Here is a 16232-nt window from a genome sequence, read left to right on the forward strand (position 1 = left end):
CTTTTTGTATAAGACTATTCTTCACCATCATCGGTACCTGGATCTGTAGGATCTGTTGGTTCGACTGGATCCGTTGGCTCTTCTTCATCTCCGCCACCGGTATCGCCACCGCCAGAATTGCCTCCGCCATTTCCACCACCAGAATTATTCCCTCCAGAATTGCCACCGCCAGATGCAGGTGGTTTTGGTTCTGGTTTCGGCTCAGGACGTTCACGGGAGATTACATTAGATGGTGCAGAAATTTTCCCAGTAATGTCTACAGCACGAACTGAATAATCTCCGTAGCCACTTAATACATAACGATTTTCACTAGCTTGTGGGATAGCTGCAATTCGTGTGTCGCCTTGGTAAATATAATACCCTACGACATCAGCCGAGCCTGAATTTGTCCACGTCATGACACTGTTTGCTACTGCAGCGGAAACTCCAGAAGGCGCTGCTCCATCCGCATTAAACACATCTTCTGACACTACATTCGATGCGAATCCAGAATTTTCTGGGAAAAGTTTGCTTGCATTCCCACCAAATCTGCCAAGCATCCGTTCAATGAATGACTCGCTCACTCCAAATCCACCTTTAACAACGAATTCAGAAGGTGTTGAGTCAAGTGCACGGTAGCGATTGCCATTGATAGTCACGTATGAAGAACTCACTAAACTATCATCTGGTTTGGTAGGTAGGAACGTCGCCGCATTAAACAAGTCAGATTTTACGAGACCTGCATTCGAACAAGCAGAAGAAGGAGCCAAACCGGAAATTCCACAGAATGACCGTTCTACTACACCTTCAGGACGTTGGAACGTCTTATTCGGTGCTGCAATCAGCTCTGGGTTGACGTCATACATTCCGTTCATAAGGTTTGACCACAGTGTATTAGATCGTACACTTGGATGCCCATACGTATTGTTCATATAGAAGAGGGTGTTGTCACCCGCTTTAAAGTTGTAGTTATCGTATCCTAGCCATACGCTCAGTGTGACATTTGGATTGTAACCGATCAACCAAGCATCTTTGTGATCTTGAGTTGTACCTGTCTTACCTGCAATATCAGAGCTGAATTTTAAGCGAGAGTTAGCGACTGTTGCAGTTCCTTCGTCAAACACATCACGCATAATATCATTCATGATATAAGCTGTAGCTGGGCTGAACACTTGTACAGGTTCTGATTTATGTTCGTAAACGATGTTACCGTCTACATCTTCAATCTTTTCGATTAAATAAGCATCAACAAATGAGCCATTATTTGCAAACATTGCGAACGCATTTGTGTTGTCTTCAATAGTGACACCTTTACTCGTTCCACCGATAGAAAGAGAAAGGTTACTGTTCTCATTATCTTCTACACTGTCAAAGCCCATCTTATGAAGGAACTCGACAGGTTTGCGTTCGCGAATCGTGTCATAGAGACGAATCGCAGTTAAGTTCTGAGAAGTCGTCAACGCACTGCGGAGTGAGATGATTCCTTTCTCTTGGTCTGGGTTGTAGTTTTCAGGAGACCATCCTGAGTTAGACGCATCCGTGAATGAGAACTCTACATCGACTACTGGAGTACCAGCGCCAGCGACACCATATTCAATTGCTGGTGCGTAAACCATTAGCGGTTTAAACGTTGAACCAGGAGAGCGATAAGCTTGTGTCGAGTGATTTAGAGCTTCAATGTTATGATCACGACCACCCATGAAAGCAAGGATGCGTCCCGTTTGATTCTCAAGTAACATTCCACCGACTTGTACCGGTTCTTCAACTTTTTCAATCTCACCCGTTTCAGAATTTTTTACTTCCTTCACGCGCGTGTAGCCGTACATGTCATAGTTTGATTTGATTTCTTCCATTTTTCGCATCAATTTCTCATCAATTGTTGTATGGATGCGGTAACCACCCGTTGCGATTTCTTGTCGCGCTAACTGACGATATTCATTGCGAAGAGAAGAGTCCCCATCGATTCGTTTTGGATCTAATCCGTCACGTTCAGCCAAGACCTTGGCCATAATAGTAGTGACGCGTTCTTCAACTTCAATAGTTAGCCAAGGGAGGTCTTCATAAGTAGACGCTTCACGAGGTTTAAAATCTTTTGTGATGTCATAAGCAAGAGCTTCTTGATATTCGGCTTCCGTAATGTAACCCGTCTCTTTCATACGGAAAAGTACAGTCTTCATCCGGTCGATTCCTGGAGCCAGTCCTTCCGCGTCCTTCAATTCACCTTTACTTGTGAATGGAGTATACCGGTAGGGAGCCTGAGGGATTCCTGCGATATAAGCGGATTGAGCTAAGTTTAAATCTTTGGCTTCTACACCAAAAATCCCTTGTGCAGCTGTTTCAATCCCTGCTATGTTGCGCCCACTTGAATTGCGTCCATAAGGGATGATGTTGAGATAGGCTTCCAAAATTTCTTCTTTGTCCATATATTCTTCTAAACGCATCGCAAGGAGTATCTCTTTTGCTTTACGAGAATAAGAGACTTCATTTGTCAAAATCTGATTCTTAATGATTTGCTGGGTTAATGTCGAACCCCCCGTTTGAGTATCTGCATTGGTAATATCTTGCAACAGTCCACGGAAAATGGCTTTTGGCACAATCCCGTCGTGTACTTCAAAATACTCATCTTCAGTGGCGAACACTGCATTGAGTACATTGTCTGAGACGGCATCGAGTTTCGTTTCTGTACGTTCTAGATCCGTTCTCATTTTTCCAAAGTAATTGTTATCTTTAAAATAAATCTCTGAGGTCTCTTCGTATGTGAAGACCGCATTGCGCATTTGTTCAGGAGAACGCAACGGTTCATCTTTAACAAGCGCTGCAAAGTAGCCAGCTCCGACAGATGCGCCAAAGGCTCCCAGGACAACAAACACAATCAATAATATCAGTGCTAAGTTCCAAAAAACACTTCCTGTAATACGTAAAGCCTTGGCCCATTTTGAACGGGTCCAACTATCTAATCGTTCCTTCCAGTTCAAGGTCGTGCACCCCCTAAAATATCACTTTATTATAGCATAATAGGCACCCCAATTTCGATAGATATTGACAACTTCTGTGAAATGAGTAAAATAGGGATATATTTAAGCGATGAGTAAATACGAGTAGCTTATGGACAATGCCATTAGAAATCTGGTGGGTGCTGCAAACCAGACATTTCCATGCGTGAAGTACAGTTTAGGAGCTTAACGTAGGACGGCGTTAACGTCATACGAGTGAGAAGGAGATAGCTCCTTTCTAAACTGGGTGGTACCGCGCGTATTCGCGTCCCTGCATCTTTTGAGATGTAGGGACTTTTTTGTTGCTAAAAATCAGATTGAGGAGGAAACAAAATGTCGAAAGAACTTTTAGAAGATTTAAGCTGGAGAGGCTTGTTATACCAACAGACGGATGAAGAGGGAATGGCTGCTTTACTAGATAAAGAAAAAGTTGCTCTTTACTGTGGAGTCGACCCAACAGCAGATAGTATGCATATTGGACACATCGTGCCGCTACTCACACTTCGTCGTTTCCAAATGCACGGACATCAACCGATTCTTTTAGTGGGCGGTGCAACTGGAACTATCGGCGATCCATCCGGTCGTTCAGAAGAACGTCAACTTCAAAGTATGGAGCAAGTGGATCAAAATGTTGCTGCGATTACAGAGCAAATGAAACGCATCTTTGACTTCGAAGCAGACAACGGCGCGAAGATGGTCAACAACAAAGACTGGATCAGCAGTATGACTATTATCGATTTCCTCCGTGACTACGGAAAACTAGTGAACATCAACTACTTGTTAGGAAAAGATTCTATCTCGAGTCGTTTGGATACAGGTCTATCGTTCACGGAATTTGCTTACACTCTAATCCAAGGAATCGACTTCAACCATTTATATGACCACCACAACTGCCGCGTTCAAATTGGAGGATCCGATCAGTGGGGCAACATCACAACTGGACTCGAGATGATTCGCAAAACGCATGACGAAGAAGCCAAGGCTTTTGGAATCACGATTCCTCTTGTAACAAAAGCGGATGGAACGAAGTTCGGGAAGACAGCTGGCGGAGCGGTATGGTTAGATGCTGAAAAAACGACGCCGTATGAGTTCTTCCAGTTCTGGATCAACACAGCAGATGCGGATGTCATCAAATATTTGAAAATCTTCACTTTCGTAAGTCGAGAAGAAATCGAAGCGCTGGAGAAGGCTGTAGAGGAGCAACCACATCTACGTGAAGCTCAAAAACGCCTAGCTAAAGAGATGACTGAACTGATCCATGGTGCGGAAGCTCATGAGCAAGCTGTTCGGATTTCACAAGCGTTATTCAGTGGAAACTTAAAAGAGTTGACTGTATCTGAGATGAAAGACGCTTTTAAAGATGTACCAACATCTGAACTACCAAAGCAAGATACAACTATTGTGGACTTGTTAGTAGAAGCATCCGTTTCTCCATCGAAACGTCAAGCTCGTGAAGATGTGACGAATGGAGCGATTTCCATTAATGGGGAAAAAGTAACAGACGTGACTTACACAGTTACTGGGACTGACCGTCTAGATGATCAATTCATGATTGTAAGAAGAGGGAAGAAAAACTATAGAATGATACAATTTTTACAATAGATGGTACTAAAAATTATTGAAAAAAATCAAAATTAACTAATTTTTTGTTGTGGGATTGTGGTACACTAGCATATATATGAACCTATGCAAGGAGTAGCGGTAATGTCCCAATCAAAAATTTGTATAGTAAGTGTTGTTGATGATTTTTTCGTGATTTTAAACGAAAAAGAAACAAACGAGCGCATATTTATCCCTAAAGATAAATTCACTGTGAAGGCGAAGCCAGGGGATGAACTAGAGATCACACGCGATGAGCGTTTGAACGGCTATATTTTTAAAGAAGTTATGTAATGCAAAACCCTGTTCTCACTTGTTGAGAACGGGGTTTTTATTTGCTCAAAATAAAAAAGCCTCCCAATAAAGGGAGGCAGAAACGGAAATTAACGAGAGTAGAACTCAACGATAAGAGCTTCGTTGATTTCAGCAGATAATTCGCTACGCTCTGGAAGGCGAGTGAATTTACCAACTTTTTTGTCAGCGTCAAATTCTAAGTACTCAGGTACGAAGTTGTTAACTTCCATAGCTTCGTTAACAGCTGTAAGGTTTTGAGATTTTTCACGAAGTGAGATCTCTTGACCTGGTTTTACAAGGAATGAAGGAATGTCAACGCGTGCGCCATCGACCATAACGTGACCGTGGTTCACTAATTGACGAGCTCCACGACGAGTGCGAGCAAGACCTAAACGGTAAACTAAGTTATCTAGGCGAGTTTCAAGAAGGATCATGAAGTTTTCACCTTGTTTACCTTGAAGCTTAGCAGCTTTGTTGAAAAGCGTGCGGAATTGACGCTCGTTCAAGCCATAAGAATGGCGAAGCTTTTGCTTTTCTTGTAATTGTAAACCGTACTCAGACAATTTTTTGCGTTGGTTTGGACCGTGTTGCCCTGGAGCGTACGGACGCTTTTCTAATTCTTTACCTGTGCCGCTTAGAGAAATTCCAAGACGACGAGACAGTTTCCATGATGGACCTGTATAACGAGACATAGTAGTCTCCTCCTCTGTTGGTTTTATTTTGTTGTAAAATAAAAACCAATTGTATTCAGTCAAAAGGTTATTTTGTCATGATGTGATTTCGCCCATGCAGCCGAAGGGTTACGTATCACTTCCACAAAGTCGTGGGACAAACTAACAGCTCTTGGCCATACAACTGCTGCGTTTATTTTACACAAAGGCCATTGTATAACATACAATACCAACTGTCAAGGGGTGGACCTGTACATAGTGTGAAACTGGTCTGACTTCTTGGGAATCCATTGCCAGAGTTATAGAGAAAGGACTACAATAATAATGAAAGCGTTTACATTACAAAGGGGTGCTTTACATGAAGAAAGACACGCGGTTGATCCATGAGGGGATGGATCCTAAACAACATCACGATAGTTTGACCGTGCCACTTTATCAAACATCAACGTATACATTTCACACTGCAGAGCAAGGACAACGCCGGTTTGCTGGAGAAGAAGCAGGTGGAATCTATTCGAGACTCGGGAATCCGACTGTGGAAGTTTTGGAGAAGCGGATGATGGCTCTTGAAGAAGGTGGGGGAGCTTTAGCATTTGGTTCAGGGATGGCAGCAGTAAGTACTATTCTCGTGCATTTGACGAAAGCAGGAGATCACATTCTTTGTTCCAAAGGTCTCTATGGCTGTACATTTGGTCTACTCGGAATTTTTGAAAACAAATACAACATTACACATTCCTTATCGGACCTCTCTACTCGCGAAGAAATCGAACAGGCCATCACGGATGCAACAACAGTCATTTATGTAGAATCACCAATCAATCCAACGATGGAGCTAGTCGATCTACATCTTGTGTGTGAGGTAGCAAAAGAGAAAGGGATTCGGGTTGTAGTGGACAATACATTTTGTTCGCCGTACCTTCAACAGCCTCTTGTCATCGGAGCAGATTTTGTCCTGCATAGCGCAACCAAATATTTGAACGGTCACGGGGATGTGATTGCCGGAATTTTAGTAGGAAAAGATACGGAGGAGATGCACCAGATCCGTATGTCGATCCAAAAAGATTATGGTGGTATCATCTCACCTTTTGATGCATGGCTGATTTTGAGGGGGTTGAAGACTCTTCACGTTCGTATGGAACGTCATGTGAAAAATGCAGAGAAGTTATTGGCATATTTAAAAACAGAATCAAGTGTCACTAAAATTCTTTATCCATTTGATGAAGCCCACCCACATGCAGCAATAGCTAAGAAACAAATGCAAGCAGGCGGCGGTCTTATCTCATTTGTAGTTGAAGGGGGAACAGAAGCGGCTCAACGTTTCTTAAATCACTTAAAACTGATTCATGTAGCTGTTAGTCTTGGAGATGCGGAGACGTTGATTCAACACCCTGCTACAATGACACATTCTGTTGTTCCGGAAGCAGATCGAATTGCAATGGGAATAGATAACGGGATGCTTCGTCTGTCTGTTGGTCTTGAAGATCCTGAGGACATCATTGCAGATTTACAGCAAGCGTTCCAGAGTATTAAAACAAGCAGTATGGAAATGCAGTGACATATGAATGAATAAAAAAGGGAGTTTCTCGATTTGGTTCGAGAAACTCCCTTTTGTACATTTTTTGTGTGCAGGGGAAGCGTTCCGCGGGCTGAGCCTCGGTCTCAGCTTCCGCTTTTTATCCCACTGGAGTCACCCCTACACACTCTAATGAATTATGCTTTTCAATTCAACTTAGCAAGTGAAATAAGATAGTTAAGATTCAATTCTCACTATTTATCGGGTCTGAGATACCATTTCCCAGGCTGTCAGAGGTTCTGCGAGACCCCGCAGGAGCCTGCGACGAGGAGACTTGCAGGTTCTCCCCTTGGAAATGGTTTCTCAGGTCAAATTTCTACTTTACTTAGTTATCTTTACATTTGTCTTCCACATCTAAGATTTCTAGAGCGGCGTTCTCCACATCTTAGAGATGCTTAACTAAATGAGCCACAAATGTCTCAAGACCCGCTTGGTCTTGTTCAGTGAAACGGCCTTTAGAAGGGCTATCAATATCAAGTACACCGATTACTTCGCCGTCCTTTACTAAAGGAATCACGATTTCTGAATTGGAAGCGGCGTCACAGGCGATATGACCGGGGAACGCATGCACATCTTCAATGCGCAGTGTTTCATTTTTAGCTACCGCTGTTCCACAAACGCCTCTACCCACTGCAATTCGAACACATGCAGGTAAGCCCTGGAATGGACCGAGCACTAATTCCCCGTCTTCCATTAAATAAAATCCAACCCAGTTTGTATCATCTAAAAATTGATTTAACAAAGCGGAAGCGTTGCTTAAATTTGCAATCTGATTCGTTTCTCCGTCAAGCAGGGCATCAAGTTGTTTAGCAAGTAGAGCATAGTTTTCTTCAAGTGAAGCGGAATACGCTTGTTTCGTAAACATGTTCATTCCTCATTTCTCAAATTCAGTGAAGTACTCTGAAAACTGGTGCAAGTCGGCGACAGTGTGGGCATCTGAACCAAACACAAGTGGAACTCCTCGAGTTTTTGCAAGTCGTGCAATTTCAAGAGGCGGATAAGGTTCCAAACAAAAAGGTTTAGCCAGCCCTGCACTATTTAGGTCCACTTCAAGTCCGGCAGCTTGAATAGCATCTAGCACTTCTATTAAATGATGCTGATCATTCGGTTTAGATGCCAACGCGTTCTGGAACTTGTGCACTAACGAAAAATGTCCGATCCGTTGTGGCTTCCAGTTTCCAAGAGAAGATGTAACCGATTTTAGCACAGTAGCGTAGTAAAGTGAATAAAGCTGTTCGCTACTACCTACCTTTTGGACCGTATCTAGATAAACTTCTTTTGAATAGTCGATACAAACATAATTGTCGTTCGGTAGCTTTAAAAAGTGGACAGATAAAATACTGTCATCTAATTCCGGGCCGTAGTGCTCCAGAAACTGAGTCGTTTCTTCTTCAAATCCTTCTATAAAGTCGACTTCCAAGCCTACTTGTATTTGTATGTCCTTAGAATACTCTTGCTGGATTGACTTTACTGCAACTAGATAGGCCTCAAGTATGGCAGGTGTCATTCCGCTATCTTGTGTAGGAGTAGTGTCTACAAAAGAAGGGGGGAGGGGAGCGTGTTCTGTAAACGTCATTTCCTTAATGCCAAGTTTAATGGATCGTTCTACATAATCCTTTAAAGAATCTGAAGAACCATGGGGGCAAAATGGAGTATGAATGTGAGCATCTCTCTTCATATTGAAAATCCTTTCAAAAAATAGTTACAATAGATTGAAACAATCTTAACATAACATGGTAAACTAGAAGAACAACAAGCATGTGGGACAAAGGAACAGGGGGCTTATAATGGAATATCTTATCCCAATACTCATAGTGATCCTGGTGGCGATTGTTCTAATTCTTGTATTTAGAAGGAAGCACAACGCCATTATAAGTGATTTAGACCAACAAAAACTGCAGATTCAGCATAAGCCGATTCTCGAGGAAATGACAAAAGTAAAACAGTTGAACATGAACGGTCAAACAGAAGAAATGTTTGAACGATGGCGGAACATTTGGAACGAAGTGATGGATCACGATATTCCAGAAGTCGATTCTCTGCTCTTTGATGCAGAAGAATTCGTCGACAAAATGCGTTTTGGGAAAGCATCGCAAACGGAACAGCTCATTAAAGAACGTTTACATATTGCTGAACAAAAGATGAATTCCATTTTAGAAGAATTACATAACCTGATTGGTAGCGAAGAAAAGAATCGGATTGAAATGGAGCAGATCAACGAACAATATCGTGCCGCTCGTAAAAATGTCCTAGCCCATCAGTATTCATTTGGAGAAGCGTTACCGGCTTTAGAGCAAGAGCTTGAAAGCTTCCAACCGGAAATGAATGAATACAACGAATTGACGGCAAAAGGAAATTATATGAGCGCTCGTGAAGTAGTCATGCGCCTTCGTGAAAAAGGAGATCTTTTATTCCCGAAACTTCATGACATTCCTACATTGTTCTCAGAGGTCTCTTCAAAGATACCTGCTACTCTTCATGAGCTCCGAACAGGGAAAAATGAAATGGAATCTCAAGGCTACTTCTTAGATCATTTAGAATTGACATCGAAGCTAGATGGGATTGAAGCAGAACTGGTGACACTAAAAGAAGAGATTGCCAAGTTATCAGTTGGTCCAGTAAAGCGTCGTGTTGAAGAAATCAAAGATGAGCTTGAAACGGTTTATGATGTACTAGAAAAAGAAGTTAAGGCAAGAGCCTATGTCGACCAACAGCATCTTGTCATTGCTGAAAAACTGGATGAAACAAAAAAACAGACACAAGCAGCTCAAGAAGAAGCCAACTACATTAAACAAAGTTATCACTTAACTGATGAGCAATTGTCTGTTCCTGTGAAATGTTTAGAAAAGTTGACTGCAGCTGAATCAAAAATGACTTGGGTGCAGACACGTTTGAGCGAAGAAACATCTGCCTATTCTTCCATAGAAGAAGAATTGCGTTCTCTAGAACAAGTTATCGGAGAACAAGACGAGATCCAAAGTGAGTTCCACAACAAGTTGAAGAACTTGCGTATCGATGAGAATAGCTCACGGGCGAAAATTGTCGAACTAAAGCGAACGTTGCATGTGACGGAGCGTAGCCTCCATAAAGCGAACCTTCCTGGTGTGCCAGAGGAAATTGATGTTCGTTTCGAGGAAGCAGAAGAAAATATCTTCGTTGTGGAACAGAATTTACAAGAAGTGCCTTTAAATATGGCGACGGTTGATGCGAACATGAAGAAGGCAGAAGGTGCCGTTCAAGAAGCAGTAGCAAAAGCTGAGGAAATGTTAGAAAACGCCTTACTTGTTGAGCGAATCATCCAGTACGGAAATCGTTACCGGACGACGAATACTGCAGTCAATGTAAAGTTACTTGAAGCGGAGCATGCATTCCGTCAAAAACGCTATACAAAAGCACTGGAAGAAGCGGGTATTGCTGTAGAGCAAGCGGAGCCAGGTGCATTGAAAAAAATTCAAAAGATGATGAAAGAACAGCAATGGAATCACTAAAAGCTGCCGCTTCGGCAGCTTTTTGTTATGGTAGAAAAAAGAGGTGAACGGAATGATTTATTTAGATAACAGTGCTACGACGAAGCCCGATTCGTCTGTCTTAGATTCGTTCGTAAAAGTGAATGAGAGCCTATGGTTCAATCCTGCATCCATTCATGCACTAGGGGATCAAACCAACCGATTATTGGAAAGTGCTCGAGGACAGATTGCAGAACTTCTAAAAACTCAGACGAAATCTGTCATCTTTACTTCAGGCGGGACAGAGGGGACGAACTTTGTAGTACGTCAAACTGCAAAAGCTCGAAAGTCTATTGGAAAACATATTTTGATTTCAAAGGTAGAGCATCCAGCAGGAATCGAAGTAGGAAAGCTGATGTTAGATGAAGGTTTTGAAGTCGACTGGCTCGAGGTAGACAGCACCGGAGCAATTCAACTAGAGGACTTAAAAAAGAAAATTCGCCGCACGACCACAGTTGTTTCTATTCAGCATGTCAATAATGAAATTGGTACCATTCAACCGCTTCAGGAATGCTTAGAAATTATCCGTTCCAATTCCCGAGCCATAGTGCACGTCGATGCAGTCCAAAGTTACGGAAAACTGCCAGTCGATTTTGACAGCTTACCTGTAGATTGGCTGACGCTCTCAGGTCATAAGTTTCATGGGATTAAAGGGAGCGGTGTAGTGGTTTGTTCTAAAGCTATCGACTTGGAAGCGCTGATTGTGGGTGGCGGCCAAGAATTTGGTCTTCGCAGTGGGACGGCTCCTGTTGCACAAGCTGTCGCACTGGCAAAAGCGATGCGCTTGGCTCACCAAGATCAACAAGTGACTCACGATAAATTGTCACTACTGCAGCAGCGGCTTCTAGACTTCTTTAGCCACCATCCACTTGTGACGGTGCTGACACCTAAAAATGCTGCACCTCATATCGTCACGGTTGCAGTTAAAGGTGTTACTGGGGAAGTTCTCGTCAATGCGTTAGAAAAGCATGAAATCTATGTGTCTACTAGTAGTGCGTGCTCGTCTAAGAAAAAGTCGACGAGTCATGTGCTTGAGGCAATGAATGTTCCAAATGAGTTGATAGATGGCGTGATTCGGATTAGTATGGGTAAAGACACGACCGAGCAGGACATCACAACGTTCCTGAAAACGTTTGACTTGATCCTCCGGCAATTAGAAAGGAATTTGCAATGATGAAGTGGGACCGTATACTCGTTCGCTACGGCGAACTTTCAACTAAAGGAAGAAACCGACGTCAATTTACCAATCGATTACGCGACAATATTCGTTTTTCGTTTGAAGACGTCCCAACACTAAAGCTCCAAGCGGAAAGAGACCGCATGTTTTTAACGACTGAAACGGAACAGGATATGGAGACGTTACTTTCACGACTTCCAGCAGTATTTGGAATTCAGTCGTTCAGCCCAGTTGCAAAAGCAGAGAAGACAATTGACGCAATGGCAGCTACAACGATTGCCATTTTAAGTGAGCTTGAAACTTCAGGGAAGACCTGTAAAGTTACAGTCAAACGATCTGATAAAAGCTTTCCTCATGAAACGAATGAAATTCAACATTTAGTTGCAAGTCAAGTGCTTCGTCATTTTGAAGGATTGACAGCTAAAATGAAAGATCCGGATTACAACATCAAAATTGAAATTTTACAAGATGCTGCTTTCATTTCAGCACAAACTATTCTTGGTGCAGGTGGCATGCCAGTTGGATCAAATGGCCGATCTCTTTTAATGCTTTCTGGAGGGATTGATAGCCCAGTTGCAGGTTATATGATGCTAAAGCGTGGTGTGCGATTGGATGCGATTCATTTTCACAGTCCGCCATATACAAGTGAGCGTTCTTTAGATAAAGTAAAACAGCTCGCAGAAAAGCTCAGTCACTTTGGTGCAACGGTCCGCCTACATGTCATTCCGTTCACGGAAATTCAAGAAGTGATTCAACAGCAGATTCCTAAAAATGTTTCGATGACGACGACAAGACGCATGATGTTAAAAATTGCAGACCTTGTACGGGAAGACATTGGCGCATTAGCGATTGTCACAGGTGAAAGTCTTGGGCAAGTTGCCAGTCAAACTTTGGAGTCGCTAACTGCTATCAATGAAGTGACTGCAACTCCTGTCTTGCGTCCACTAATTGCTGAGGATAAAACAACTATTATTCAGCTTGCTCAGGAAATCGGAACGTATGAGACATCCATCTTACCATTTGAAGATTGCTGCACGATCTTTGTGCCGAGTTCACCAAAGACAAAACCGAAACTTGAGAAAGTGACGTTCTATGAGAGCTTCGAAAGTTTTGATAGCTATGTCGAAAAAGCAGTTGAAAATCGAGAAGTATTCCGCTTCCCTGAGAAGAAGCAAAAAGAGTCTTTCGACGATTTATTATAAAAGAAAAAATTTCCTCCTTGTGCGATGTATGAAAAAGCCGTTTCGGTTCATTCTATCTGCACAAGGAGTTGACACAACATGGCAAACAACAACTCAAACAAGCTTGCGTTACCTGGTGTAATACAAGCGCTTGATCAAATGAAGTATGAAATCGCTCAAGAGTTTGGCGTACAATTAGGTCCTGATGCCACTTCACGTGCTAACGGTTCAGTTGGTGGAGAAATCACGAAACGTCTTGTGCAAATGGCAGAGCAACAATTGAACAACGGTCGCCAGCAATAACCACAAAATCCGAAAGTCCTCTATAAAGAGGGTTTTCGGATTTTTCCTTTTTTCTGAAAGATTTACTTCAGCGTATCAGAGTGATACACTGATAGCATTATTTCGAAACTAAAAATAAATAGGGGTACATCATGACAACAGAACAAAAAGGAATCAGCCAGGTTTTTTTAGCGTACTTACTTTGGGGGTTAATGCCGATCTATTGGAAGACGGTTCAGCATATTACAAGTGACGAAATCCTTTCCAGTCGCATCGTCTGGTCATTTATCTTCACACTGTTGTTAATTACAGTGATGCGTGATATTCCAAAATTACGCAAAGACCTGCACAGTCTTTGGAGTGACAAAAAAGCGTTCTTTAGCCTGATGCTTGCGTCGTATTTAATCACAGCTAACTGGTTTACGTTTATTTTCGCAGTAAATAACGGAGAACTTGTACAGACGAGCTTAGGCTACTACATCAATCCGTTAATTTCTGTCATGCTCGGAATTGTGTTCTTAGGTGAGAAATTGAGTGATGCTCAAAAAGCCGCAGTAGGAATTGCTGCAGCTGGTGTTTTGATTTTAACACTCACTTATGGACAACTCCCTTGGATATCTTTAGTGCTAGCAGGGAGCTTTGCATTTTATGGGTTGATCAAGAAGCAAGCTAAAGTAGGTGCCATCACAGGTCTTGCGATTGAGACATTTTTTGTCCTACCGTTTGCGTTTGCCTATATGGTCTATTTGTTCACACAAGATTCATTACAGTTCATCGACAGCTCAGCTATCACGATGGTGCTACTCATGCTTTCAGGAGTGGCTACAGCATTACCGCTTCTTCTTTATGCGAGTGGTACAAAATCTATTCCGCTCTACTTATCAGGATTTATCCAGTACATAGCCCCGACAATCATGCTGATTTTAGGAGTAGCCTTATACAATGAACCGTTCTCAAACATGGAATGGACAGGATTCAGTTTCATCTGGGTCGCACTTGGTCTATTCTCGATATCGAAGTTTATACAGATAAAACGCTCATTACAAGAATGAGCGTTTTACTTTTTCCCAGTAACTATTGTCTTTTAATTTCACAGTCTTGACAACGCGTTCGCTTAAGCGAATATCAATCGTGTTCACATGTTGAATGCTCAACGCTTCATTATCTGTCGACATCGTAGGGTAGTCATTCCAATCGTCGTGGAGTTCTAGTCGAAGCGTTCTATTACCGCTTAAGATAAACGAAGATCCGAGTGAACGGTACTCATTGTTGTTCATAGAAGCCACCTCGGTCACTTGGAAACAAGGCATCTGAGGATCGACGACAGCGCCACCTAGTGACTTATTATATGCGGAGCTACCTGTTGGAGTCGAAATAACTATTCCATCTCCTCGGTACGTCTCGAAGTGAATAGTGTCGATTTTTACATCCATTGCTATCGTTTTCATGATGTTCGAGCGAATAGAAAATTCGTTTAAACAATAAAAATGCGGTTCTCCATTCACGGAAACCTCGATTACTGGATATTTCCGTACTTCCACACGGTCTTGCAAGATAGCACTCGCCATATCAGGAAAATGAAGATCTTCTAATAAGAAGTCACAGTACATAGCTAATGAACCTGAAGTGGAGATACCTGCATACAGGACGTCTTGACGGAAACCCGTCTTACGAACGGCTTGCAAGAAGCTGCCATCTGTTCCGACGCTAACAATAATGGAAGCTTCTTCTGGTGATGTCACGACCTCCAGTCCTTGAGCATCGATTGCCGTTCCGAGCTCTTCCCTCAAGTGTTGGGAGGCACGGTCGTTTTTAGCATAAATATATAGAGCGTTTCGTTTTTTCACGCATCCAGTCTCCTTTCGTGCACTTCTCTAAAATCAATTTTACATCGGATGAAACATTTCTGCATGTTTTACGTAAACAATAAAGAATACATATCAAGGAGGAGTCATTATGAACATCAAACGCTGGGTAGCGTTAGGAATTGCAGCACTATTAGTAGGTGTATCTATTATCGTCAATTCGGTATCGGCTGCACTATCCACAGATTGGACATCTTGGTTAGAAGACTATGAATCCACGATGTTAGAGACGATGGGAAGTACGGTAATCGAATCAGGAGATGTATCGGAGCGAATTGCGGTACTTCGAGTAGAAGGAGTCATTCAAGATACGGGGGCTGCATCTAGTCTCTTTGCTACAGAAGGGTATAACCATAGTTTCTTCCTCCAACAGTTAGAGGAAGCAAAGAACGATGAAAGTGTAAAAGGAATCGTCTTAGCAGTTGATTCACCAGGTGGTGGAGTTGTGGAGTCTGCTGAGATTTACAAAGATTTGATGAAAATCAAAGACGAGACAGATAAGCCGATCTACGTTTCTATGGGAGGTATGGCTGCTTCAGGGGGCTACTATATCGCAGCACCAGCAGACAAAATCTTCGTCATGAAAGAAACGATGACAGGTTCCATCGGAGTCATCTTGCAGAGCGTCAACTATGGGGACCTTGCAGAAAAGTACGGAGTTGAATTTGTAACGATTAAAACGGGTCCTTATAAAGATATCTTGAGTCCTTCACGGGACATGCTTCCAGAAGAGGAAGAGATGCTACAAGATATGATCAACGATTCCTATGAAGAATTCGTTCGTATCATTGCAGAAGGACGCGGAATGTCAGAAGAAGAAGTCCGTAAAGTAGCTGATGGTCGTATTCTAAATGGGCGTCAAGCAATCGAAGCGAACTTAGCGGATGACTATGGATTTGAAGAAGATGTCATTGCCGCAATGAAAGAAGATTTAGATATACCAGGAGCAGAAGTGTTTGAGTATTCACAAGAGCAGTCACTGAGCTCGTTATTTGGAGTGAAAGCACAGTCCTTTTTAGGCCTTGATATCGAGACACAAGTCATTTCAAAATTGATCACTGACAATCAAGCACCTCGTATGATGTACTTATACGGTGAACAATAAGGAGGAG

14 protein-coding genes and 1 other annotated feature are annotated in these 16232 nt (G+C 42.5%); of the genes, 9 read left to right on the forward strand and 5 right to left on the reverse strand.

All coding sequences use genetic code 11. The features are described from left to right. Positions 1–14 precede the first annotated feature (14 nt). Complete coding sequence (locus CQS04_RS00330; protein ID WP_100352243.1) at positions 15–2954, reverse strand: transglycosylase domain-containing protein; 2940 nt, start codon at positions 2952–2954, stop codon at positions 15–17. A gap of 100 nt (positions 2955–3054) precedes the next feature. After that, positions 3055–3248, forward strand: a binding site (T-box leader). 57 nt (positions 3249–3305) lie between these two features. On the opposite strand from CQS04_RS00330, the gene tyrS reads away from it, so the two are divergent. Continuing rightward, entirely contained in the window at positions 3306–4574 is a 1269-nt protein-coding gene (tyrS, locus tag CQS04_RS00335; protein ID WP_100352244.1) for a tyrosine--tRNA ligase, read from the forward strand. A gap of 102 nt (positions 4575–4676) precedes the next feature. Further along, positions 4677–4865, forward strand: coding sequence for a hypothetical protein (locus tag CQS04_RS00340; RefSeq protein WP_100352245.1), 189 nt, complete (start codon positions 4677–4679; stop codon positions 4863–4865). A gap of 89 nt (positions 4866–4954) precedes the next feature. On the opposite strand, the gene rpsD is transcribed toward CQS04_RS00340, so the two are convergent. Further along, a complete protein-coding gene (gene rpsD / locus CQS04_RS00345; RefSeq protein WP_100352246.1) occupies positions 4955–5557 on the reverse strand; it encodes a 30S ribosomal protein S4 in 603 nt (200 codons plus the stop codon). Positions 5558–5894: 337 nt separating this feature from the next. On the opposite strand from rpsD, the gene megL reads away from it, so the two are divergent. Further along, entirely contained in the window at positions 5895–7091 is a 1197-nt protein-coding gene (gene megL, locus CQS04_RS00350) for a methionine gamma-lyase (RefSeq protein WP_100352247.1), read from the forward strand. 403 nt (positions 7092–7494) lie between these two features. Here megL and CQS04_RS00355 read toward each other — a convergent pair whose 3' ends face one another. Both CQS04_RS00355 and hisJ read right to left on the reverse strand, forming a co-directional pair. Then, positions 7495–7974 carry a GAF domain-containing protein gene (locus CQS04_RS00355; RefSeq protein ID WP_100352248.1) on the reverse strand — a complete coding sequence of 160 codons (480 nt, stop codon included), beginning with the start codon at positions 7972–7974 and terminating at the stop codon, positions 7495–7497. 9 nt (positions 7975–7983) lie between these two features. Next, positions 7984–8787 (reverse strand): histidinol-phosphatase HisJ, encoded by an 804-nt coding sequence (gene hisJ / locus CQS04_RS00360; protein WP_100352249.1) that lies wholly within the window; start codon positions 8785–8787, stop codon positions 7984–7986. 109 nt (positions 8788–8896) lie between these two features. On the opposite strand from hisJ, the gene ezrA reads away from it, so the two are divergent. The 5 genes from ezrA to rarD all read left to right on the forward strand — a co-directional run bounded on the left by ezrA (position 8897) and on the right by rarD (position 14307). Next, positions 8897–10597, forward strand: a complete 1701-nt coding sequence (ezrA, locus tag CQS04_RS00365; protein ID WP_174688372.1) for a septation ring formation regulator EzrA — start codon at positions 8897–8899, stop codon at positions 10595–10597. Positions 10598–10649: 52 nt separating this feature from the next. Continuing rightward, positions 10650–11789: a cysteine desulfurase family protein gene (locus tag CQS04_RS00370; protein WP_100352250.1), complete on the forward strand. Its 1140-nt coding sequence runs from the start codon at positions 10650–10652 to the stop codon at positions 11787–11789. Beyond that, positions 11789–12994 (forward strand): tRNA uracil 4-sulfurtransferase ThiI, encoded by a 1206-nt coding sequence (gene thiI / locus CQS04_RS00375; protein WP_100352251.1) that lies wholly within the window; start codon positions 11789–11791, stop codon positions 12992–12994. Before CQS04_RS00370 ends, thiI begins: the two co-directional genes overlap by 1 nt. A 78-nt stretch (positions 12995–13072) precedes the next feature. Further along, entirely contained in the window at positions 13073–13276 is a 204-nt protein-coding gene (locus CQS04_RS00380; protein WP_100352252.1) for an alpha/beta-type small acid-soluble spore protein, read from the forward strand. A gap of 131 nt (positions 13277–13407) precedes the next feature. Beyond that, a complete protein-coding gene (rarD, locus tag CQS04_RS00385; protein WP_100352253.1) occupies positions 13408–14307 on the forward strand; it encodes an EamA family transporter RarD in 900 nt (299 codons plus the stop codon). On the opposite strand, the gene CQS04_RS00390 is transcribed toward rarD, so the two are convergent. Next, positions 14296–15102, reverse strand: coding sequence for an NAD kinase (locus CQS04_RS00390; RefSeq protein WP_100352254.1), 807 nt, complete (start codon positions 15100–15102; stop codon positions 14296–14298). The two genes, rarD and CQS04_RS00390, sit on opposite strands and share 12 nt — an antisense overlap. A 109-nt stretch (positions 15103–15211) precedes the next feature. Here CQS04_RS00390 and sppA point away from each other — a divergent pair, with 109 nt between their 5' ends. Continuing rightward, positions 15212–16225, forward strand: a complete 1014-nt coding sequence (sppA, locus tag CQS04_RS00395) for a signal peptide peptidase SppA (protein ID WP_100352255.1) — start codon at positions 15212–15214, stop codon at positions 16223–16225. Positions 16226–16232 lie beyond the last annotated feature (7 nt).

Source organism: Chryseomicrobium excrementi, from assembly GCF_002798305.1.
Classification (GTDB): Bacteria; Bacillota; Bacilli; order Bacillales_A; family Planococcaceae; genus Chryseomicrobium; species Chryseomicrobium excrementi.

Coding starts and splice junctions, on each gene's coding strand:
- tyrS (WP_100352244.1), top strand. CDS start 3,306: ATGTCGAAAGAACTTTTAGAAGATTTAAGCTGGAGAGGCTTGTTATAC.
- CQS04_RS00340 (WP_100352245.1), top strand. CDS start 4,677: ATGTCCCAATCAAAAATTTGTATAGTAAGTGTTGTTGATGATTTTTTC.
- rpsD (WP_100352246.1), bottom strand. CDS start 5,557: ATGTCTCGTTATACAGGTCCATCATGGAAACTGTCTCGTCGTCTTGGA.
- megL (WP_100352247.1), top strand. CDS start 5,895: ATGAAGAAAGACACGCGGTTGATCCATGAGGGGATGGATCCTAAACAA.
- CQS04_RS00355 (WP_100352248.1), bottom strand. CDS start 7,974: ATGTTTACGAAACAAGCGTATTCCGCTTCACTTGAAGAAAACTATGCT.
- hisJ (WP_100352249.1), bottom strand. CDS start 8,787: ATGAAGAGAGATGCTCACATTCATACTCCATTTTGCCCCCATGGTTCT.
- ezrA (WP_174688372.1), top strand. CDS start 8,897: ATGGAATATCTTATCCCAATACTCATAGTGATCCTGGTGGCGATTGTT.
- CQS04_RS00370 (WP_100352250.1), top strand. CDS start 10,650: ATGATTTATTTAGATAACAGTGCTACGACGAAGCCCGATTCGTCTGTC.
- thiI (WP_100352251.1), top strand. CDS start 11,789: ATGAAGTGGGACCGTATACTCGTTCGCTACGGCGAACTTTCAACTAAA.
- CQS04_RS00380 (WP_100352252.1), top strand. CDS start 13,073: ATGGCAAACAACAACTCAAACAAGCTTGCGTTACCTGGTGTAATACAA.
- rarD (WP_100352253.1), top strand. CDS start 13,408: ATGACAACAGAACAAAAAGGAATCAGCCAGGTTTTTTTAGCGTACTTA.
- sppA (WP_100352255.1), top strand. CDS start 15,212: ATGAACATCAAACGCTGGGTAGCGTTAGGAATTGCAGCACTATTAGTA.